Source organism: Candidatus Benthicola sp. (genome assembly GCF_058719085.1).
On record NZ_JBZQEK010000031.1, the window covers coordinates 35,748 to 57,631 of the forward strand.

Here is a 21,884-nt window from a genome sequence, read left to right on the forward strand (position 1 = left end):
CCCGGGGTATGCCCCGGGCCTTTTTTCATCCACGCCGTCTTCCCCGGCCGACGTCGGGGGGCGACTTGCGAATCGTCGAGTATGGGTTGATTTTTCGCGCCACACTGCGGGGCCTCTCGAGGCACGGCCCTCCGGCGTTCACTTCACACGAGGCGACGTCATGAGCAGACACCCGGTCAGGTTCTGGTGGACGATCGTTCCCGCTCTCGCTCTTCTCTTCATCACCGCTCTGCCCGCGAGCGCCCAGGAAGGAGCTCTCGCCGGTACCGTGCTGGATGGCACGAGCGGAGTCGGCCTTTCCTCGGTGCAGGTCGAGGTGCTCAGATCGGACGGCAGCGTCGCGATCGGAGGGTTCACGACCGGCAGCGGCACCTTCCGGCTGCAGGGCATTCCGGCGGGCAGCTATACCGTCTCCTTCTCTCTGCCGGGGTGGACGGTTCCGGAGGGCGACCCTGAAGTGACGATCGAGTCGGGCCGTACGACGAGCCTGACCGTCACGATGACCGAGCGAAGCTTCAACTTGAACCCGATCACGGTGACGGCGTCGAAGCGAGTCGAGAAGGCGCTCGAGGCCCCGGCGGCCGTGGAAGTGGTGACGCGCGAGGACATCGCCCAGCGTCCGGCCGTGACGCCGGTGGACCACGTGAAGGAGCAGGCCGGCGTCGACTTCGTCAACACGGGCCTGCAGCAGAACTACGTCGTCGTGCGCGGGTTCAACAATATCTTCTCCGGCGCCACACTCAACCTGACCGACTACCGGATTTCCCGTGTTCCGTCGCTGCGCGTCAACATCTCGCACTTCAACCCGACGACCAACTCGGATCTCGACCGGGTCGAGGTCGTGCTGGGGCCGGGCTCCGCGCTGTACGGGCCCAACGCGGCGAACGGCGTGATCCACTACCTGACGCAGTCCCCCATCGACGACCCGGGGATCAACCTGGCGCTCACCGGCGGACTGCGGAATCAGAGCGCCAACACGGCGGATGCGGTCCCGTCCTCCACCGAAGGCACCTTCCAGGCCGAGGGGCGCGTGGCGTGGGCCAACGAGGCTGAGACCTTCGGAATCAAGCTCTCCGGGCAGTACTTCGGCGGCACGGACTACGTGTACAACGACCCGACGGAAGTGGAGCAGCAGGGGATCGCGAACGCGTGCATCGCGGCCGATTACTCGGCGTCCAACCCGGCGTGCTTCAACTTCGCGGGCGACCTCTCCAGCTGTAATCCCCTGACAGGCTGTTCGAATCCGAGCGACCAGGCAGCCCTCGAGACGCGGGTCAACAACGTGGCCGGCGGCCGGGACTACGACCTGCAGCGCTGGGGCCTCGACCTGCGCGCCGATTTCCGACCGAACGCCGAGACCTCCCTGGTACTGGCCGGCGGCCGGATGGATGCCGTGAACAGCGTGGACCTGACGGGGATCGGGGCCGGGCAGGTGCAGAACTGGGTGTACTGGTTCGCGCAGGCCCGGTTCAACTGGAAGCGCCTGTTCGCGCAGGTGTTCTGGAACAAGAACGACAACGATGAGACGTACCTGCTGCGCTCCGGCCGACCGCTGACCGACAAGTCGTACCAGACGGTCGCGCAGTTGCAGCACGGCTTCGACATCAACCCGCGGAACGGCCTCACGTACGGCCTCGACTTCCTCCACACGGTGCCGCAGTCCCAGAGCTCGATCAACGGGCAGAACGAGGACGACGACGATGTGACGGAGATCGGCGGTTACGTCCAGTACGACGGCCGTCTCACGGACCAGTGGAACCTCGTGGCGGCCGCGCGCCTGGACGACCACTCGCGCCTGGACAACCTGGTCTTCTCGCCCCGGGCGGCGATCGTGTTCAAGCCCACCCCCGAGCGCAGCCTGAGGGCGAGCTACAACCGTGCCTTCTCGACACCCAATACGCTGAACCTCTTCCTGGACATCTCCGCCCTCGCGATTCCGCTGGGCGATGACTCTCCGTTCTACTACGATGCCCGGGCACAGGGGAACAACGATGGCTTCTCGTTCATGCGGGACGCCAACGACGTGCCGATGCACATGTCGCCCTTCAACCCGCTCGTCTGCCTGTCGAACCCGGCATCCTGCGCCGGGCAGACCAATCCGGGGAGCCAGCGCGAGTTCCTGCCCTCCACGACCGAACAGGTGTGGTCGGAGGCCGTGGCGGTGGTCGGTGCCTCCAACCCGCAGGCGGGAGCACTTCTGAGCCAGATCGGCGTGCCGTCGGCCGCGGACATCCCGGTGATCGGTGCGACGCTGGACATCGACTCGCAGCAGTTCGTGAAGCCGATCACCGACCTGAGCACGATCGGGAACGTGCCGAACCTCGAGCCGACGATCTGGCAGACGTTCGAGGTCGGGTACAAGGGTCTGCTGCTCGGCGACAACCTGCTGCTCGGCGCGAACGCCTACTACACGCAGGTCGACAACTTCGTATCGGCGCTGGAGCCGTTCACGCCGAACATCTTCCTTCCCGCGGCCCAGACCGAGGCCTACCTGGTCGACCAGTTCCTGCCTCTGGTGGGAATCGCGTTCCCGGATGAAGCCACGGCTCGCGCCACCGCGGCGGTCCTCGCGGGCCAGATCGGACAGGTGCCCCTGGGCTCGATCGTTCCGACGACGGCCGGCGGGACGACCGCGGCCCCGATCATCCTGACGTACACGAACCTGGGCGACTTCAACTTCTTCGGCGCCGACGCCTCGCTCACCTACGTGTTCAACGATCGCTGGGAGCTGGGGGGCACGCTCTCCTGGGTGGAAAAGGACAGCTTCGTGACGGAGGAGGGGGACGTCGTCGCGCTCAACGCGCCGATGTGGAAGGGGTCTGCGACCCTGGGCTACCGCTCACCCACCTCCGGCCTGAACGGCGCCGTCCGCGGGCGCTTCATCGACGGCTTCCCGGTGGCCTCGGGCGTGTACGTCGGCGAAGTGGAAGGGTATTCCGTATTCGATCTCAACGTGGGCTACACCTTCCCGGGGCGGAGCGGGCTCTCGCTGCAGCTCGACATCGGGAACATCTTCAACAACAGCTACCAGAGCTTCGTGGGAGTTCCGGAGATGGGTCGCTACTCCGTCGTGCGGCTCATCTGGAACATGTAAGACCCGCCCCTCGGCCGATCGACACGCGGGGCGCCGACCTTCGGGTTGGCGCCCCGCCCGTGCGTGCGGCCCCCGGCAGTCCGTCGGCCCCCTTCCCATCACGGCCATGCCGCATTACGTGGATGAGAGCAGGTTGAGTCTTCCGGCTGGACTTGAGGTCGCGGCTCGTCCATGCGACGAGGCTCGGAGACGTCGAGGTCCGAACCGGACGAAGAATCGCAGGACACAAGGTCTACGTTGAAGAGGAAGATGCGGGGATCCGCGGACGCGCAATCCATGAACGAAGCAGCTGCAGGGCATCGCTGCAGGCCAGGGCTGTCGGCCGGCCGATGCTTCTCGCTGCTGGTGGTGGGCCTGCTTGTGCTCGTCCCGCGACCCGCGGGCTCGCAGGAGAGCCCGGGCCGTCCCGCTTCGGAGGCCCGGGTCGAAGGAGTGCAGGGGCCGGCGGATTCGGTCTTCCTCGACGACCCGGCCGTCCGGTCGATCGAGGAACAGCTGCGGGCAGGCTTTCCGCTCACGGCGGCCCGGGAGGCATCCCGTCGCCTGTCGGTCGACCCGGGGGCCTCCACTCCCCGGATGATCCTTCTCGCGGCGCGGGCCAGCGCGGACATGCTGGCGTGGAATGCGGTGCGGCGGCTGCTGGAGGATCGATCGTGGCTGGACACCGACGGGGAGGGGGCCGGGCGCCTTCTTCTCGCCCGGGCCTACCTGGAGCTGGGAGATCCGGAGGCCGCCGTCTCCGAGTACGAGCACGCCGGCTCGGAGCGTCTCTCGACCGGAGATCGCGTGGCCTATGCCCGCGCGCTGAGACGGGGCGGGCGCCCCGCCGATGCGGCGCGCCAGTACGTCGAGGCGGCGGAGGGAGACACGGCCCTCTCCGGTTGGCTCCGGCTCTCGGCCGTCGAGTCGTGGGCCGAAGCCGGTATCCCGGACAGCGCGGCGGCGGCCGCCGACGGGCTCGGTTCGCACCCCACGGTCTGGCGTGATTCGACCTTCTCGGAGCTGGCCCGAGCCTTCTTCGTCGCCGCGGACACGTCTACGGGGCTGGCCATGGCGGACTCGCTGAGCCGCCGGGCCCGGGCGCGTCTGGCCGCCGACTGGGTCGTGCCCGCACTGGTCGCCCTCGGGGACTCCGCCGAGGCGGAGCGGGAAGCCGAGTCCGCCATACGGTATTCCGGGGTAGGCCCCGGCGTGACGGAGTACCTGCTCCTGCAGGACTCGTCCGTGAGCAACCTGCGGCGGCTGGCCGATGTGGAGCTTCGGGAGGGAAGGTCCGAGCGCGCGATCGACATGCTCCGGGCGGCCCTGCGAGCGGCGACGGACGACGAGCGGCCCGAGCTGACGATGGAGCTCGCAGGGGCCCTGTTCGTGGAGCGCCAGTATGCTCAGCTTCAGCGCTTGCTCGAACCTTGGATCGACGGCTCTTTCGACGATCCGGCCGACCGGCCGGATCGCCTCCTCGAACAGCGCATGCGCTTTCTCGCCGGCCGGGCGCTCTACAGGAGAGGTCTGCGCACGGAGGCGGCCTCTCTGTGGCAAGTCGTGGCTTCCGATCCCCTCGCGCCGGATGGGCCGTATGCATCCTTTCTGCTGGCCGATATCGAGCACGACCGCGGTCGCCTGCAGGCCGCGCGGGAAGGGTACGAGGCGACGGTCGCGCGATTCCCCCGTTCCTCGTACGCGGGTCATGCCCTGATCCGTCTCGGGATGATCGATCTCGTCCAGGAGAAGCCCGACGAGGCGGCGCTGCACTTCGACGGCTACCGTCGCAGGTTTCCCGGCGGGAACTGGTACGGAGCAGCCAACTTCTGGGCTGCCCGGGCGCGGGACGCCGCCGGGGACAGCGCCCGGGCCCGAGTCCTCTACCGGCAGGTTCTGGGTGACGATCCGCTCGGCTTCTACGGAATCGAGGCGGCCGGCTGGCTGGGCGAAGACGCCTGGGACTACATCGAGATGCGGGATACCCCGCCGGTCGCCCTGCGCCCGGATCACGCGGCGCTGCTGAAGCGGATGAAGCAGCTGCGGGAACTGGGCTGGAAGGGGCGGGCCCTGCGCGAGCTGTCTGCCCGCAGCGGTCCGCGCGAGTCGCGGGACGATCGCCTGGCGCTCGCCATCGGGCTCAACGAGAGCGGGTTCTCGTGGCAGGGCACCTCGATCGCCTGGGGCGTCTACCGTGCGCGATCGGGGATCTGGAGCGAGGACCTCCTCAGGGCGGTGTACCCCCTTGTCTACGAGCCCGTGCTGCTCGAGAGAGCGGCTGCGGAGCGCCTCGACCCCAACCTGGTGGCCGCTCTCACGCGGCGGGAGTCTCAGTTCGATCGGGACGTCGTATCGCACGCCGGGGCCACCGGGTTGATGCAGCTCATGCCAGCCACGGGAGCGGAAGTGGCCCGGCGCCTGCGGATCGGCGACTTCCACTCCCGGCAGCTCGTGGTTCCCGAGGTCAACCTGGCCCTCGGAAGCCGCTACCTGCGGGAGCTGCTGGAGCGGCGGGATGGAGCGCTCGTACCGGCGCTGATCTCGTACAACGCCGGGCCTCACAGATATGCCGCGTGGCGCCGCTTCCCGGAATTCTCGGCCAGCACGGACCTGATGATCGACCGGATCCCGTTCACCGAGACGCGCCGTTACGTGAAGGCAATTCTCTCCTATCGATACATCTATTCAAGGCTCTACGGCCTCGGCGGAAATCCCGGTTGACTCCAACTTTGCGCTCGGGTAGGATTCACGACATGGGATGCCGCCCGGCGTCCCGCCGTCCGTCGTTTCTTCTTCAGGAGGGCACCGAATGTCCAGAGGCAAGGTCAAGTGGTTCCACGATGCCAAGGGGTACGGCTTCATTGAGCTCGAGGACGGCAAGGACGTCTTCGTGCACTACAGTGCCATCAACATCGAGGGCTACAAGACACTGGCCGAGGGTCAGGAGGTGGAGTTCGAGCTGACCGACGGGGACAAGGGGCCGCGAGCGGCCAACGTCACCCGGGTCTAGCTCCCCGCCTCCACTAGAAGCTGTCAGCGGCGCCCCGGACCGGATCGGTCGGGGCGCCGGCGCATCGAGAGGTCTACTCACTCCGTCGGAGCCGCCGTCTTGACCGACACCCCGCACACGCCGACGCTGTTCCTCCTGGATGGTCACGCTCTCATCTACCGCGCGTTCTTCGCGATGATCAGCCGGCCGCTCACCACCTCGAGCGGCGAGAACACCTCGGCCCCGTTCGGCATCGCCCGTTTTCTCGTCCGCCTGATCGACGACCATGCCCCGGACTACGTGGGTTTCGTTCTCGACGCGGGCGACAGCTACCGGACGGAAGTCTTCCCCGAATACAAGGCGACGCGGGAGAAGATGCCGGAGGAGATGGCCGCTTCCCTGCCCCGGGTGCGCGAGATCGTGGAAGGCTTCCGGATCCCGGTGCTCGAGATCGAGGGGTGGGAGGCGGACGACGTGATCGGTACCCTGGCCCGGCAGGCGGCGCCACAGGGCGTCCGAACGGTGATCGTGTCCGGCGACAAGGATTTCTACCAGCTCATCGACGACATGACGCACCTGTTGAATCCCGGGCGCGGAGGCCCCGCCGGGGTGGACGAGGAGCGCGTCACTCCGGCCAATGCCTCCGAGCGTCTCGGCGTCGCGCCCGAGCACGTGACGGACTACCTGGCCCTGATCGGGGATTCGTCGGACAACGTTCCGGGGGTGCGCGGGATCGGGAAGAAGACGGCCCCCGCGCTGATCGAGCAGTACGGGGACCTGGAGGCGATCCTGGCCCACGCCGGGGAGATGGATGGAAAGAGGGTTCGAAACGCCCTCCTGGAGCACCCGGACGAGGCGCGTCTTTCCAAGGACCTGGTGACGATTCGGTTGGACGCTCCGGTTCAGCTCGACCTTGACTCGCTGGCCCTCGTCGAGCCGGATCGCGAGCGTCTGCGCCGGATCTTCCTGGAGCTGGAGTTCCACGGGCTGGCTCGGGACTGGGCGCCGGACCACACGCCGGCACCCGAACAGGCCACCGTGGTCACCGACCCGGAGACCCCCGGGAGCGAGCCGACCGACGGTGCACCCGAGAGTCCCGTATATGCCCTGATCACGGACCCGACGCGGGTGCCCGAGATGGTCGGCGAGCTTCGCGCCGCCGAGGTGATCGCGGTGGACACGGAGACGACGAGCCTGGATCCGATGCGCGCCCGACTGGTGGGCGTTTCCCTGTCCGGAATGGAGGGGACTGCGTACTACCTGCCCTTCGGGCACACGCCACCGTCCACGGCGACGGACTCGGAGGGAAACCCGGTGCTCATGCTCGAAGAGACGACACCGGTGCCGAACCTTCCGCCGATCAGCTCGGAGTCGATGGCGCCGCTCCGCGAGCTGCTGTCCGATGCGGGGGTGTGGAAGGTCGGCCACAACATCAAGTACGACTGGCGCGTGCTCGAGCGGGCGGGCGTGTCGCTCGGCGGCGTCCACTTCGACACATCGCTCGCCTCGTACGTACTGGACCCGGGCAAGCGGCAGCACGGGCTGGACATCCTGGCGCTCGACCGGTTCCAGACAAAGCTGACCAGTTATGCGGATGTGGCCGGGTCCGGGCGTTCGGAGATCCCGTTCTCCGAGGTCGGGCTCGAGGAGGCGGCCGCCTACTCCGGCGAAGACGCGGACTACACGCTCCGTCTGTATGGCCGGCTCAGGGATGATCTCGAAGCACACGCGATGCTCGATCTGCTGGAAGAGATCGAGATGCCGCTGGTGCCGGTGCTGGCGGACATGGAGAACACCGGCATCCGCATCGATCTCGCGTTCTTCGAGGCGCTGGGCAAGCGCTTCCGCGGCGAGATCCAGCAGGTCGAAGAGGAGATCTACAAGCTCGCCGGGGGCGAGGTGAACCTGCGGTCCGTTCCCCAGTTGCGGGAGCTCCTGTTCGAGCGTCTCGAGCTGCCGGTGATCCGGAAGACGAAGACAGGGCCGTCCACGGACGAGAGCGTGCTGACCGAGCTGGCGCAGCAGGGACACGAGATTCCGCGGCTCATCCTGGAGTACCGGGAGCTCGACAAGCTGGATGGGACGTATGTGTCCAAACTGCCCGCCCTGGTGAACCTGGACACGGGGCGCATCCACACCACGTTCAACCAGACGGTGGCGGCGACGGGGCGGCTCTCCTCTTCCGACCCGAACCTCCAGAACATCCCGGTACGGACGGCGCTGGGCCGGGAGATCCGGAAAGGCTTCGTCCCGGCGGAGGGCTGCCGCTTCCTGTCCGCGGATTACTCGCAGATCGAGCTCCGCGTTCTGGCGCACCTGTCGGAGGACCCCGCCTTCGTCGAGGCCTTCCGGTCGGACCGGGACATCCACCGCGAGACGGCCGCCCGCATCTTCGGCGTAGATCCCGAGGCGGTGAGCGGCGGCATGCGGGACCAGGCGAAGACGATCAACTTCGCCACCATCTACGGTCAGGGACCGGCGGCCCTCGCCGGACAGCTCGGCATCAGCCGCGGCCAGGCCGAGGAGTTCATCGCCAATTACTTCGAGCGCTTCGCGGGAGTCCGGCGCTACCTCGACGAGATGAAGGAACAGGCTCGTGAGCGTGGCTACGTGGAGACCCTGCTTGGTAGGCGCCGCTACATCCCGGAGATCCGTTCCCGGAACCCGGGGGTGCGCGGGTTCGGCGAGCGCCTGGCCACGAACTCGCCGATCCAGGGAACGGCGGCCGACCTGATCAAGATTGCCATGATCCGGCTGCATGAGAGGCTCGCGGAGACCGGCGCCGGGGCGCGCATGCTCCTTCAGGTGCACGACGAGCTTCTGCTGGAGGTCCCGGAGGACGCGATCGGAGCCACCCGCGCCATCGTACGCGAGGAGATGGAAGGGGCGATCGATCTGGACGTGCCGCTCAGGGTCGACATCGGCGTCGGCGGGAGCTGGTACGAGAGCAAGGGCGGCTGAGGAGCGGTTCGCATCCGGCCAAGCCGTTTGCCTGCAAGAGGATCGCCGGTTGTCGGAGTCGGCATTCTGGCGTAGCTTGCGACGGCAGCGTCCACGGCACTTCCCCCTCGGCCGGTGTCACCTCCGGCTGCACGCCCGCCGACGCTCGCCGCGGTCATTCGCAAGATCCGTTCGTGGTTCTGCTACCTCCCGGACGGGGGAGCCGATGTGCCTGCCATCCATGTCGCAGGAGGGTCTGATGGAGAGGCGAGTCCGAGGTTCGCACGCTCGCGCATCTTCCACGGTCGCGAGCTTGTTCCTGGCCACGGCGGCCCTGACGTGGGCGCTGGTCGCTTGCACGGGGGAGCCGCGCGACGCGCAAGTTTCGCCGGAAGTCGGCGCCGTGCTGCCTTTCGACCCTCCACCGATGGGGGGTGAGGCCGGCCCGACGATGCAGCAGTCCGTGCACAAATGGCGTGAGCAGATCAACCGCCTGCCGGAGGACGCGCCCAACATCGTCATCGTCATGCTGGATGACGCGGGGTTCGGACAGCCGTCCACGTTCGGCGGCGACATCGCGACCCCGACGCTGTCGCGGCTGGCCGACGAGGGGATCGCCTACAACGCGTTCCACACGACGGCGATGTGCTCACCGACCCGCGCATCGCTCCTCACCGGACGAAACCACCACCGCGTCGGGGCGGGCCAGATCGCGGAGCTCGCGAACGACTGGGACGGCTACACGGGAGAAATTCCCAAGTCAACGGCCACCTTTGCCAGGGTGCTCCGTTACTACGGATATGGTACGGCAGCGTTCGGAAAGTGGCACAACACGCCCGTGGACGCCCTGGCCACGGGTCCATACGACCGTTTTCCGACCGGCCTCGGGTTCGACCACTTCTACGGCTTCATCGCCGGCGAGACTTCCCAGTGGGAGCCGACCCTGTGGGAGAACACGACGCCCATCGCCACGCCGCACCCGGAGAACTACGAGGACTATCACCTGACCGAGGACATGGCGGACCAGGCGATCCGCTGGATGCAGCGGCACCGCGCCATTCACCCCGATCAGCCTTTCCTCGTGTACTGGACCCCGGGCGCCGTGCACGGACCGCATCACGTGGCCCGTGCATGGGCCGACCGGTACAGGGGCAGGTTCGACGACGGGTGGGACGCCATGCGGGAGCGGGTGTTCGAGCGGCAGAAGGAGCTCGGATGGATCCCCGCGGACGCCGAGCTGGCACCGCGGCCCGAGGGAATGCCCGCCTGGAGCGAGATTCCCGAGGCCGAGCGCCCGTTCCAGGAGCGCCTCATGGAGGTATACGCCGGCTTCCTGGAGCACACCGACGCGCAGGTCGGGAAGCTGGTGGACGCGCTCGAGGAAATGGGGATCCGTGACAACACCCTGTTCATCTACATCGTATCGGACAACGGGGCCTCGGCCGAGGGCATGCAGGGGAGCGTCGCGGAGCTCAATGCCCAGAACGGCATCCCGACCACGGTCTCCGAGCACATCGCGGTTGCCGATGAACTCGGAGGGCTCTCGGCGGTCGGCGGCCCGCGCATGGACAACATGTACCATTCGGCCTGGGCCTGGGCCGGCGATACGCCGTTCGGCTACGTGAAGCTGATCGCGGGGGACTTCGGGGGCACGCGGACCCCCATGGTGATTTCGTGGCCCGATCGCATAGCTCCGGACGGGACGCCCCGGTCCCAGTTCCTGCACGTGAATGATGTGGCGCCGACGCTGTACGAGATCCTGGGTATCCGCCCGCCGGACGTCGTGGACGGACACGAGCAGGACCCGATCGACGGCGTGAGCTTCGCCTATACCTTCGATGATCCGGCGGCGCCGGGACGGAAAGACCACCAGTACTTCGAGATCATGGGCAGCCGCGGCATCTACTCCGAGGGCTGGTTCGCGCGCGTGTTCGGTCCGCGGACGCCCTGGGTGGCGGAGGTGCCGGACATCTCGGCCTGGGATCCCGCCGAGGACACGTGGGAGCTGTTCGACACGCGAACCGATTTCTCGCTCGTTCACGACCTCGCGGATGAAGATCCCGACAGGGTTGCCGAACTGAGGAACCTCTTCCTGCGCGAGGCGGAGGAGAACAAGGTGTTCCCGATCGGCGGAGGGCTCTTCGCTCCGTTGAATCCGGCCGAGATGAAGCGGAGCACGAACACGGAGTGGACCTTCTTCGAGCCGACGATCAGGATTCCAGAAGCCGAGGCGCCCAACGTGCGCAACGGGAATGTCCGGGTCGAGATCGATGCGACCGTTCCGCAAAACGCGAACGGAGTGCTGTTCGCCATGGGCGGATACGCCGGCGGCGTGACGCTCTATGTCTGGAACGGGGAGCTTCGCTACGAATACAGTTCGCTTCTGATCCGACGGACCCACATCGATGTGGGCCGCCTGCCTGCCGGCGACGTGCGGATCGAGATGGAAATGCGGACCCCGCCGGAGCGCGCTGCCCCCGCCGAGCTCGTCTTCTGGATCAATGGCCGGCAGGTGGCGAGCGGCACGGTGGATCGCACCATTCCGGGTACGTTCACGGCATCGGAGACCTTCGACATCGGTCGCGACACCGCTTCCCCGGTGGCCGACGACTACTTCGACGAAGCCCCGTTCCCGTTCGGCGGAGCGATCGAGCGGATGCATTTCGAGTATCTGAGCCCGGAGGCGACGTGATGCACAGAGCCACGGTGCTGGGACTGATGCTGCTGATTGGGAGCTCGAGCGCCCTACGGGCGCAGGAAGCGGGCGACCGAAAGCAAGAGCTGTCGGAGAAGGCGGCGAACCCGATCGCGCACATGGCGAGCCTGCCCCTGCAGTTCAACAACGACTTCGGGCTCGGACCGTACGATCGAAACTCCAGCGTGCTGAATATTCAGCCTGTCGTGCCGTTGGCGGGAGGCAAGATCATCACCCGAACCATCTTTCCATTCGTATGGATTCCGGACATCTCGGCCGAGAGCGGCCGCTACTCGTCCGGGCTTTCCGACATCACGTTCACCACGTTCTACGTGCCGGAAGGCGGACCATTCATGTGGGGAGTGGGGCCGGTGTTCGAGTTTCCGAGCGGTGGCTCCGAGCGGGGCAGTGAGAAATGGAGCGCCGGGCTGTCAGGTGTCGCGCTGAAGCAGCCCGGCAACTGGACGCTGGGAATCCTGGCCAACCAGGTGTGGTCGTACGCCGGAAGCTCCGACCGCCAGGACGTGAGCAAGGGCCTCGTTCAGTACTTCATCGTGTACCAGCTCGGTGAGGGCTGGTACCTGAACAGCGCTCCGATCATCACGGTGGACTGGAAGGCGGACGAGGGCCAGAAGTGGAAGGTGCCGTTCGGGGCCGGTGGCGGGAAGCTTTTCTTCTTAGGGAAGCTCCCGGTCAACGTTCAGACGCAGGGCTACTATTACGCGGTGAAACCCGATGTGGGCCCCGACTGGCAGTGGCGCCTTCAGGTACAGACCCTCTTCCCGTTGGGTGGGTCCTGACCACGCTTGGAGTGTCCCGCAGCGTGGAGCGGAGGGCCTGCCGGAGGCTGCCCCCTGAGGGCCGTAGAGCGTCGAACGCGGGGGGCACATGCCGACGAGCCGCCAGCTGAGTCCGGTCGAAGCAAGCAGACGGAGCCGGCCGTCTCTGTCGGCTCTGGTTTTGATCGCCCTCGGCCTGGGCGTGGTCGTCGGCTTGTTCTTCGGAGAGACCGTCGGCTTTCTCGCTCCCATCGGTCGAGCCTACATCGCGCTTCTTCAGATGACCGTGCTCCCGTACGTGGTGATCTCCATCGTCTACGGTCTCGGTCGGCTTCGACCCGCGACGGCCAGGCGACTGGCCGGGGTCGGAGCGGTGACGGTGCTGGTCGTCTGGGCGGTCGGCGTCGGCGCCATGTTGCTGATGCCGCTGAGCTACCCGGACCGCATAGCGGCCAACTTCTTCACCCGGGCGCTCGTGCAGCCGCCACCGGAGCTCGACCTGCTGGGGCTCTACATCCCCCGGAACATCTTCGCTTCCCTGAGCCAGGCCACGGTACCGGCGGTGGTCGTCTTTTGCATCCTGCTCGGTGTGGCGCTGATGGGAGTGGAGAGGAAGGGCACGCTCCTCGAGGTTCTGGGCAGCCTCGCGGACGCGGTCATGCGGCTGACCGGCCTCGTCGTGAAGACGGCGCCGATCGGGATCTTCGCCCTGGCTGCGGCGGCAGCCGGAACGATACGGGTGGACCAGTTCAAAGCCCTGCAGGTGTACGTGTGGGGGTACGTCGCCATGTCGCTGGTGCTCGTCTTCGGCGTCCTGCCTCTGCTGATCGGCCTGATCACGGGAATCCGGTTCCGGCAGGTATTCGCCGCCACTCGCGATGCCCTGGTGACCGGATTCGCGACCGGAAGTCTACTGGTCGTGCTGCCGCTGCTCTCGACGGCTGCCAAGAGGTTGCTCAGGGAGCGAGGGATCGATGGCGAAGACGAGCAGGCCATGGTCGACGTCGTCCTGCCGACGGCCTTCAACCTGCCGTCGGTCGGCATGCTCCTCACCATGAGCTTCGTGCTGTTCGGCGCCTGGCTGGTCGGCTCTCCGCTCGCTCCGGGCCAGTACCCGGCGTTCGCGTCGCTGTCCGTGGTCACCGCCTTCGGGGGATGGACGATCGCGATTCCCGCGCTGCTCGACGTCTTCCGACTTCCCGCCGACATCTTCGATCTCTACCCGCTGGTGGACGTCATCACGGGGCGGTTCTCGGTCCTCGCGGCAGCCCTGCAGCTCGTCGTCGTGTCTTTGATCGTCGTGACCGCTCTGGCCGGCGTCGCCAGACTGAAGTTGGGCCCGCTCGGCCGTGCCTTCGCCATCTCCGCCCTCATCATGCTCTCCACGGTCGCCGGCTTGAGGGCAGTGATGGGCCTGGCGATCGACCAGGAATACGTGGGCTACCGGACATTGGTCGAGCGATCGCCCATCCTCGACAGCGTACCGGAACGAGACTCCGAACAGGCACGGGCCCTCTCTCCGGCGGACCGGGACTCCGATCGGCTGGACGTGATCCGGGCCCGCGGGTGGCTGCGCGTGGGCTACGTGCCCGACCGTCTGCCCTACATATTCCGAAACGAGGCGGGATCGGTGGTCGGCCTCGACGCGGAGCTGGCACGCGGGCTGGCCGCGGATCTCGAGGTGGGCGTCGAGTTCGTCCGCCTCCCGGTGGATGAAGCGATCGGCGCACTCCACCAGGGGGCGGTGGACCTCGTGATGTCCGGTCTCGTCATGACGCCGAACCGGGCCCGGGTGGTTCGATACTCCGTTCCCTACATGGACATCACGGCGGCGCTGGCCGTGCGCGATTACCTGCGTCAGGAGTTCGCGGACCGCACCGAGCTCGCGGAGCGGGAGCAGCTTCGCATCGGCGCATTCCCGGGGGCCCGCTATCGGCGCGACCTCGGAAGGGTCCTTCCCAATGCCGAGATCGTGACCGTGACCAGCCCACGGCCCTTCTTCCGCGGCGAGCTGGAAGTGGACGCTCTCCTCTTGAGCGCCGAAGAGGCGGCCGCCTGGACGCTGGTCTATCCCCAATACTCGGTGGCGGTGCCGTTTCCCGAGTGGAAGGCGCCCCTGGTCTTCGCGATGGATCCCTCATCGTCGACGTTGCACGGCTACGTCGATGCGTGGCTGGAGATGGCCACGCGGGATGGCACCGTCGATCGCTTCTTCTCCTACTGGATCATGGGCGAGGACCCGCCGGAACGACGGGTGCCTCGGTGGTCGCTCATCCGAAACGTCCTCGGCTGGGTGGAATAGAGAGCGAAATCGATAAGAGGGGGCCCGGGCGCTTGTGTCGGCCCGATCTCGGCCACTTCAGGTTTGCTGAGCAGACGGGAGATCCAGAATGAAGGGCAAAGCTGGCAAAGCGATCTGGGTGACCCTGGCCGTCGCAGGCATCGCTTCGGTATACGGAGCGGTTCGGTACGTGGCGGATCGGCAGCTGACGAAGCTGCTGCCCGGCGCGATCGCCGAGGCGGTCGGTGGACGCGATGCGGCCAGCTACTCGGTCACCGTCGGCGACCTCGACATTGCTTTCGCCCTGAACGGGGTGAGCGTGGGCGATCTCGACGTGTCGGCCGACACCTCGGCAGCGACCGAGATGGCGGAGCCGGCGCTGGTGCGACACGCCCACTTCTCCAGGGTCCGTGTGACCGGGCTGCGACTCCTCCCATTGCTTCGCGGAGAAGGGGTCTACGTGGCCTCCGTGGACCTCGAAGAGCCCACGGTCTATCTCGACTTCCCGGAAGCTGCCGGGAATACGCCCTCGAGCGCCGGGGAAACGGCCGGGACGGAGGAGGCCCCGGCGCAGGCGTTCGAGCCGCCCGAGACCACCCTGCGACGGGTCCGCATTCGCGACGGTGCCATCGACGTGAAACGGGTCACGAGACTCGGGGTCCTCACTTCCGTTCTCCGCGACCTCGACCTGACCCTCACGGAGATCCGGATCGATTCCGTGTCCCTCGCCGACCCGGTGGCCGCGCTCGCGAACTCGCGGGTGACCCTCGCCTTCGACACCGTCTATCACGTGCTCGACGACAGCCTCTACTTCGTGGCCGCTGCGGACGTCCGGGCAGACAGCCGCGATTCGGTGGTCGAGGTGGGCTCGGTCGGGTTCACACCGACCCTCGAAGCGGCCCCGTTCTTCGGGAGACTCCCGAAGCGGGCCGATCGGCTCAGCGTGACCGCCGGTCCCATACGGGTCGAGGGAATCGACTTCCGAGACTACGTGCGCGATGCGGCCGTGCACGTGCGACGCATCGATCTCGACTCGGTCGACGTGCACGTGTACAGCGACATCGCCCTGGACTGGGGGCCGAGGGCGCGTCCCTGCGAGTACCACGCAGGTTTCGCGGACATCCCGATCCCGTTTCGCGTGGACACGATCGAGGTCCGGAGCGGTCGAATCCGGTACTCGGAGCTGGCGAAGGGGTCCGAGCGCCCCGGTGAGCTGGTGTTCGAAGGGGTGAACGCCCTCCTCACGAACCTCACCAACGATCCGGAGCGGATGACAGTAGCTTCGCCTGCGGTCGCGCGGCTCGACGGCCTGTTGTACGGGGAGGCCCCCGTCTCGGCGATCGTTCGGTACCCCCTCCTCTCTCCGACGCTCGACTTCGATGTGGAAGCCTCGGTCGGCGCCATGTCCCTGCTCCCCGCCAACCGCTTCGCCACGAACGTGACCGGTGTCGAGGTCCAGGAAGGACGACTCGACAGCCTGCGGCTCGAGCTCGAATCCCGGGCGGGAAAGGCGACGGGGAGAATTCACATGCGCTACCGGGACCTGAAGTTCAGGCTCATGGACCGGAACAGCGGGAAGGAGATGGCCTGGCACTCCGTCCTCGGCTTCATCGGGAACGTCGCGGTGCGGACGAGCAATCCCGGGCAGCCGGATGGTGAGCCGAGGGACGGCCAGATCGAATATGCCTGCGCGGAACGGGACATGGTGTTCTTCGAGTACCTGGTTCACGCGATGGTCACGGGACTGAAGCGCATCGTGCTCATTGTCTGACTGCGACGGTCGGGCGCGCGAAATGCGGCTCGGGATGGAGTGCTCCGGCGATCGATGGACGCGTTGAGGTGGATGCCATGCTTTCGACCACCACGGCCGTGCTCACGGCCGCCGCGCTCGGCGCGGCGGCCTTCGTGGCGACGAGCGGTGACAACTTTCTCCTGCTCCTGGGGCTGTATGCAGGACGCACACACCGGCCCCGCGCCATCCTCGTCGGGTACGTGGGCGCCGTGGCGGCCATTGTCGTGGTCGGGCGATTGCTGGCAGTCGCTGCGCACCGGGCCCCGGCCGAAGCGGTCGCGTATCTCGGACTGATCCCCATGGCCCTCGGATCGTGGCAACTGGTCCGCCTGTCGCGCGGCCAGGTGTCCGAACCCGATACGTCCGGTGATCTGTTTCCGACGCGAGGCGCGACCGGCGTCGCGGTCCTCATGCTCGCGACCGGCATGGATTCTCTCGCGACCTACGCGGCGCTGTTCGCCGACACGCGCTTTCCTTTCGGCCTCGTGATTCTCGCGGCCGCCGTGGCGTGCGCGACGGGCATGGGCATCGGGGCCCGGTACCTGGTGCACAACACCGCGCTCGGAGACCGCGTGACCCGGATCGCCCGTCCGCTGGTGCCTTTCCTGCTGATCGCCATCGGCTTCTACATTCTCGCGAACACGCCCACGGACATCGCGGCGCCCTGACGGCACGCATTACGGAACGGTGCCCGGGCGCGCACCCATCCGGTGGAGCGTTATGTTCTTCGGGAAATGGACGGGTTTCCCGAATGCGGAGAGTGACGATGAACGCACAGGTCCTCGGAATCCACCACGTGACGGCGATCGCCGGCGATCCGCAGACGAACGTCGATTTCTATACGGGCCCCCTGGGGCTGCGGCTGATCAAGAGGACGGTCAACTTCGACGATCCCGGGACGTACCACCTGTACTTCGGCGACGAGCTCGGACGACCGGGCACCATCATGACCTTCTTCCCGTGGCCCGGAATCCGCCCGGGACGCCACGGGACGGGCCAGGCGACGGTCACCTCTTTCCTCGTGCCGGAAGGCTCGCTCGGCTACTGGTCGGATCGCCTGGAGGCGGCGGGCGCCGAGGTGGGGGGCACGGTGAACCGGTTCGATGAGGAAGGGATCCGGGTACGCGACCCGGACGGACTCCAGCTGGAGCTGGTGGCCCGCGCCGAGGCAGCCGGGCTGCCCGCCTGGCCCAGCGGGCCGGTGCCCGAGGAGCACGCGATTCGAGGCTTTCACGGCGTCACGCTGTGCGTGGAAGGATACGAAGCCACGGCCGAGCTCCTCGTTCACCGGCTGGGATTCGATCCGTCCGGCGAGGAGCGCAACCGGTTTCGCTTCCACGCTGGCGAGGAGGGGGCGGGACAGGTCGTCGACCTCGAATGCTCACCGGATGCTCCCACCGGCATCGTGGCCGGGGGGACCGTCCACCACGTCGCCTTCCGGGTCGAGACCGACGCCTATCAGCGGGCCACGCGCGAGATCCTGCTGGCGGGAGGCATGAACGTCACCCCGGTTCTCGATCGGAACTACTTCCGTTCCATCTACTTCCGGGAGCCGGGCGGTGTGCTGTTCGAGATCGCCACGGACCCCCCGGGCTTCACCGTGGACGAGAGCGCCGAGGAGCTGGGTACGGGACTGAAACTGCCGGAGTGGCTGGAGCCCCAGCGCGCGACCATCGAGCGGTCACTTCCCGCCCTGACGGTCGGGCCGTGACGGCCCCGAATCCTGCCTCCGGCGATCCGCATGCCGGGGGGCCTGTGATCAGGGTAGGACCGCCACCCGGGGAAGCTCCCGCCGCCGCGATCCTGATACACGGGCGGGGCGGGTCGGCGAGAGACATTCTCACGCTGGCCGGCGAGCTGGGTCTTCCGGACCTGGCGTGCGTCGCCCCGCAGGCCTCGGGCTCCACCTGGTATCCGTACAGCTTCCTCGCCCCGATCGAGCGTAACGAGCCCGGCCTGTCTTCGGCGCTCTCGATGCTGTCGGGTCTCCTCCGCGACCTCGAGTCCGAGGGGATCCCGCCGGATCGCGTCCTGATCGCGGGATTCTCCCAGGGGGCCTGCCTGGCGAGCGAGTTCGCGGCCCGCCATGCGACCCGGTTCGGTGGAGTCGCCGTGCTCACGGGTGGCCTGATCGGGCCGGATGACACGCCGCGGGACTACGAGGGCGACTTCGCGGGGACGCCGGTGTTCCTCGGGTCCAGCGACCCGGATCCGCACGTGCCGTGGACCCGTGTGGAGGAGACGGCGGCCATATTCGAGGGCATGGGCGCGTCAGTGGAGCTACGCCGTTACCCCGGTATGGGGCACACGGTCAACGAGGACGAACTGGAGGCCGTACGAGCGATCGCCGCCGCGATGTGGGAGAGCCGATGACCCGGAACCGTGGCCTCGTGTACTCGACGGATTCGGGGCGCACCTGTCCCCGGTGCCGACGACCGGTGGGCGAGTGCCGCTGCCGGAGTGCGGCCGGCAGCGTACCGGTCGGTGACGGAAAGGTCCGGGTCGGAAGACAGACGAAGGGGCGGAAGGGAAAGGGCGTCACGGTGATCAACGGTCTGCCCCTTCCACCCGACGAACTGGCTTCTCTGGCCAGGGAGCTGAAGAAGAAGTGCGGGTCGGGCGGGACCGTGCGCGAGGGGGCGATCGAGATCCAGGGCGACCACCGCGATGCGCTGGTCGAGGAGCTGGTTCGACGGGGCTTCGAGGCAAAGCGCTCAGGAGGCTGACGGTTCGACCGGTCGCCGCTGCACCCCCGCATTCAGGCGCCGGCGCCTTCACCCTCCGCCGCGAGGTTTTCCCGCGTCTTTTCGGCCCTGCTGACCAGTCGCTCCCGCTCGGCCTCGAGCCGGGCGATCTCGGCTTCCAGCTCCGGCCCGGCCTCTTCCGCCGCCTCCTTGACCCGCGTTCGGAGCTCGTCGATCCGCTCCGCCAGGGAGTCCGCCCTCTGCTTGAGGGTCTCCGCTTCCTCGGCTTCCTCCGCCTTGTCGAACAGGATCTCCTCGGGCGTGTGGGTCTCGGACTTGCGCTTCGGGGCGCGCGGCGTCGGATCGGGAATGAACCTCTGTTCCGGTGACAGCGGTCGGGTGTTCATGAAGGTGGGGCTCACGATCTCGACGTCCCCCCGATGGAGAGCGTCCAGCATCTCGCCCCGCAGTCGTGAACGGGCCGTGATCAGCGACTTGACCTCGGTGAGCAGGCCCGCGATGCGGTAGGTGACCGAAAAATCTCCGAGATCGACGGTGGTCACGAACGCGTCCTCGAGATCCGCCCTCTCGGCCGCTTCGAGCAGGAGCGGCTCGATGTGGCTTCTCGGCACGTCATATCCCAGCGACACCGTCGCGGACACGATCGTTCCCGAAGCCCTCACCGTGGTGACGGGGTTCGTCACCAGGTAAAGATTCGGCAGGGTCGTGAGGTTGCGCTCCTCCGTCTGAATCTCGGTGTGAAACAGGCCGCGGTCGGAGACCCGCCCGAAGTGATCTCCCACCCCGATGAAGTCGCCCATCCGAAAGTTACGAACCGCCCGCAGCATGATGCCCGCGAGCATGTTCCCCAGGAAGGTGGTCGAGGAGAGGGCGATCCCGGCGCTCAGGACGATGCCGATGAGGCTGAGGATCTGGCCCCGGAGAGCATCTCCGATCGGGAGCAGGAGGACGACGAGGACGAGGCCGGTGGCGGAGACCCCGAGAAGGATGAGCTGGTTGCGCATCTTGTGCCCCGAGGTCTGCCCCGCCCCGCTCTCGAGCCATCGTCTGAGGAACACGGCGAGCCCGATGATCAGGATCAGCGTGACCGCGGAAGGCGTGAGGCTCAGGAGGCCGTTGAGCAGGTCCACGAAGGAAGGGATCTCCAGTCGCGGCGCGGACTGCAGGGCGAGAAAGGCGATCGACACGGGAGTACCTCTCGGGCGTTGCGTGTACCGGGCCGGGGCCCGGCTCGGCTCCAATGGAAGGGAACCACGGTCTGCCCGTCCCGTCAACCGCTGCGGCCCGGCGGCCTTTCGTTCACGGGATTTCTGGTTACGATGGGTCGGACGCCTGCGACCCGTTCCCAGGAGGCACCATGGTACCGATCCTGTCCCTCTGGCTCCCGATCCTCGTGGCCGCCGTTCTCGTATTCGTGGCCAGCTCCCTCATCCACATGGTTCTCGGATACCATGCCGGGGACTTCACGGGGGTGCCGAACGAGGATGCGGTCATGGACGCCCTGCGGCCCTTCGACCTTCCCCCGGGCGAGTACGTGATGCCGAAGGCCCACTCGATGAAGGAGATGAGCCAGCCGGAATTCGTGGCGAAGATGGAGAAGGGCCCGATGGCCTTCATGACCGTGCTGCCCTCCGGGCCGCCGAAGATGGGCGGCCAGCTCTTCCAGTGGTTCGTGTACAGCCTGATCGTCGGCGTCTTCGCGGCGTACATCACCAGCCGGGCGGTGGGCGCCAGCCCCGAGTACCTCGACGTGTTCCGGTTCTCCGGGGCGACGGCGTTCTTCTGCTACACGGTGGCCGGGTGGCAGGCATCCATCTGGTATCGCCGCGCCTGGAGCACCACGCTCAAGAACACCTTCGACGGCTTCATTTACGCGCTCCTCACGGCCGGTGCCTTTGGGTGGCTGTGGCCGGGCTGATCGGACGAGCGGAGGGCTTCCCGATCTGGCGCGGACCGATCTCATCACGTAGCCGGAGGAGTCGATGCCGCCGTCTGTGATCCTGTTTCTGGCCATGCTCCTCGTCGGGATCTCCGGCGCGATCCTGATCGGGCAGCGAATGCAGTACAGGCACGAGGAACGCCTGAAGAAGGCCGGCGACCCCGACGCCGTGGATCGGCTCGAGCACGCGGTCGAGCAGCTCCAGGAAGAGATCCTGGCCCTTCAGGAACGGTCCGCCGACTTCAACGAGAGACTCGAGTTCACCGAGCGCCTTATCGCCGGGCCACGCGACGCACCCGGCGAGGAGAGCGGTGCCCGGACCGACTCCTGAGTGGGAGGAGCCCGATGCGCTCCGATGCATTGACCGTGGAACAGTACCTGTCCGACCTGCCGGAGGATCGCAGGTCGGCCCTCGAGACCGTGAGGGAGACGATCCTCGAGAACCTCCCCGAGGGCTACGAGGAAGCGATGAACTGGGGGATGATCGCCTACCAGGTTCCGCTCGAACGGTACCCGGACACGTACAACGGGCAGCCGCTGATGTACGCGGCGCTCGCCTCACAGAAGAACCACATGGCCGTGTACCTCACCGGCATCTACATGTCGGAGGCGACCCGTGAGGCATTCGAGGCCGCGTACCGCGCGACCGGGAAGCGGTTCGACGTCGGCAGGTCGTGCGTCCGGTTCCGGA

Annotated in this window: 16 protein-coding genes; 15 read left to right on the forward strand and 1 reads right to left on the reverse strand. The window is 67.3% G+C overall.

Going from position 1 to position 21,884, the window contains the following annotated elements:
• The first annotated feature begins 160 nt into the window (after window positions 1-160).
• The 12 genes from AC36XV_RS02760 to AC36XV_RS02815 all read left to right on the forward strand — a co-directional run bounded on the left by AC36XV_RS02760 (window position 161) and on the right by AC36XV_RS02815 (window position 19,275).
• The gene (locus tag AC36XV_RS02760) at window positions 161-3,094 is read left to right on the forward strand and encodes a TonB-dependent receptor (RefSeq protein ID WP_492202143.1); all 2,934 of its coding nucleotides are present in this window, start codon (window positions 161-163) and stop codon (window positions 3,092-3,094) included.
• Window positions 3,095-3,370: 276 nt separating this feature from the next.
• Window positions 3,371-5,794, forward strand: a complete 2,424-nt coding sequence (locus AC36XV_RS02765; RefSeq protein ID WP_492202144.1) for a transglycosylase SLT domain-containing protein — start codon at window positions 3,371-3,373, stop codon at window positions 5,792-5,794.
• An 88-nt stretch (window positions 5,795-5,882) separates the two neighbouring features.
• Window positions 5,883-6,083 carry a cold-shock protein gene (locus AC36XV_RS02770; protein WP_492202145.1) on the forward strand — a complete coding sequence of 67 codons (201 nt, stop codon included), beginning with the start codon at window positions 5,883-5,885 and terminating at the stop codon, window positions 6,081-6,083.
• 99 nt (window positions 6,084-6,182) lie between these two features.
• Window positions 6,183-9,023, forward strand: a complete 2,841-nt coding sequence (gene polA / locus AC36XV_RS02775) for a DNA polymerase I (protein ID WP_492202146.1) — start codon at window positions 6,183-6,185, stop codon at window positions 9,021-9,023.
• 238 nt (window positions 9,024-9,261) lie between these two features.
• Window positions 9,262-11,694, forward strand: coding sequence for an arylsulfatase (locus tag AC36XV_RS02780; protein WP_492202147.1), 2,433 nt, complete (start codon window positions 9,262-9,264; stop codon window positions 11,692-11,694).
• Complete coding sequence (locus AC36XV_RS02785; RefSeq protein WP_492202148.1) at window positions 11,691-12,497, forward strand: neuromedin U; 807 nt, start codon at window positions 11,691-11,693, stop codon at window positions 12,495-12,497. Before AC36XV_RS02780 ends, AC36XV_RS02785 begins: the two co-directional genes overlap by 4 nt.
• Window positions 12,498-12,585: 88 nt before the next feature.
• On the forward strand, window positions 12,586-14,778 hold the full coding sequence (locus AC36XV_RS02790) for a cation:dicarboxylate symporter family transporter (protein WP_492202149.1): 2,193 nt from the start codon (window positions 12,586-12,588) through the stop codon (window positions 14,776-14,778).
• A gap of 88 nt (window positions 14,779-14,866) precedes the next feature.
• On the forward strand, window positions 14,867-16,528 hold the full coding sequence (locus AC36XV_RS02795) for a hypothetical protein (protein WP_492202150.1): 1,662 nt from the start codon (window positions 14,867-14,869) through the stop codon (window positions 16,526-16,528).
• Window positions 16,529-16,605: 77 nt separating this feature from the next.
• Window positions 16,606-17,217: a cadmium resistance transporter gene (locus AC36XV_RS02800; protein WP_492202151.1), complete on the forward strand. Its 612-nt coding sequence runs from the start codon at window positions 16,606-16,608 to the stop codon at window positions 17,215-17,217.
• A 98-nt stretch (window positions 17,218-17,315) separates the two neighbouring features.
• Window positions 17,316-18,260 carry a ring-cleaving dioxygenase gene (locus AC36XV_RS02805; protein WP_492202152.1) on the forward strand — a complete coding sequence of 315 codons (945 nt, stop codon included), beginning with the start codon at window positions 17,316-17,318 and terminating at the stop codon, window positions 18,258-18,260.
• 44 nt (window positions 18,261-18,304) lie between these two features.
• Window positions 18,305-18,922: an alpha/beta hydrolase gene (locus AC36XV_RS02810; protein WP_492202153.1), complete on the forward strand. Its 618-nt coding sequence runs from the start codon at window positions 18,305-18,307 to the stop codon at window positions 18,920-18,922.
• Entirely contained in the window at window positions 18,919-19,275 is a 357-nt protein-coding gene (locus tag AC36XV_RS02815; protein ID WP_492202154.1) for a translation initiation factor Sui1, read from the forward strand. Before AC36XV_RS02810 ends, AC36XV_RS02815 begins: the two co-directional genes overlap by 4 nt.
• 32 nt (window positions 19,276-19,307) lie before the next feature.
• Here the strand turns inward: AC36XV_RS02815 and AC36XV_RS02820 are convergent, their stop codons facing one another.
• Window positions 19,308-20,441, reverse strand: coding sequence for a mechanosensitive ion channel domain-containing protein (locus AC36XV_RS02820; protein ID WP_492202155.1), 1,134 nt, complete (start codon window positions 20,439-20,441; stop codon window positions 19,308-19,310).
• Window positions 20,442-20,611: 170 nt separating this feature from the next.
• On the opposite strand from AC36XV_RS02820, the gene AC36XV_RS02825 reads away from it, so the two are divergent.
• From AC36XV_RS02825 to AC36XV_RS02835, 3 genes are all read left to right on the forward strand, one after another.
• The gene (locus AC36XV_RS02825) at window positions 20,612-21,172 is read left to right on the forward strand and encodes a hypothetical protein (protein WP_492202156.1); all 561 of its coding nucleotides are present in this window, start codon (window positions 20,612-20,614) and stop codon (window positions 21,170-21,172) included.
• Window positions 21,173-21,236: 64 nt separating this feature from the next.
• Window positions 21,237-21,524 carry a hypothetical protein gene (locus tag AC36XV_RS02830; protein ID WP_492202157.1) on the forward strand — a complete coding sequence of 96 codons (288 nt, stop codon included), beginning with the start codon at window positions 21,237-21,239 and terminating at the stop codon, window positions 21,522-21,524.
• Between the two features lie 14 nt (window positions 21,525-21,538).
• Window positions 21,539-21,884: DUF1801 domain-containing protein (locus tag AC36XV_RS02835; protein ID WP_492202158.1), on the forward strand; the 346-nt coding region annotated here is incomplete at its 3' end.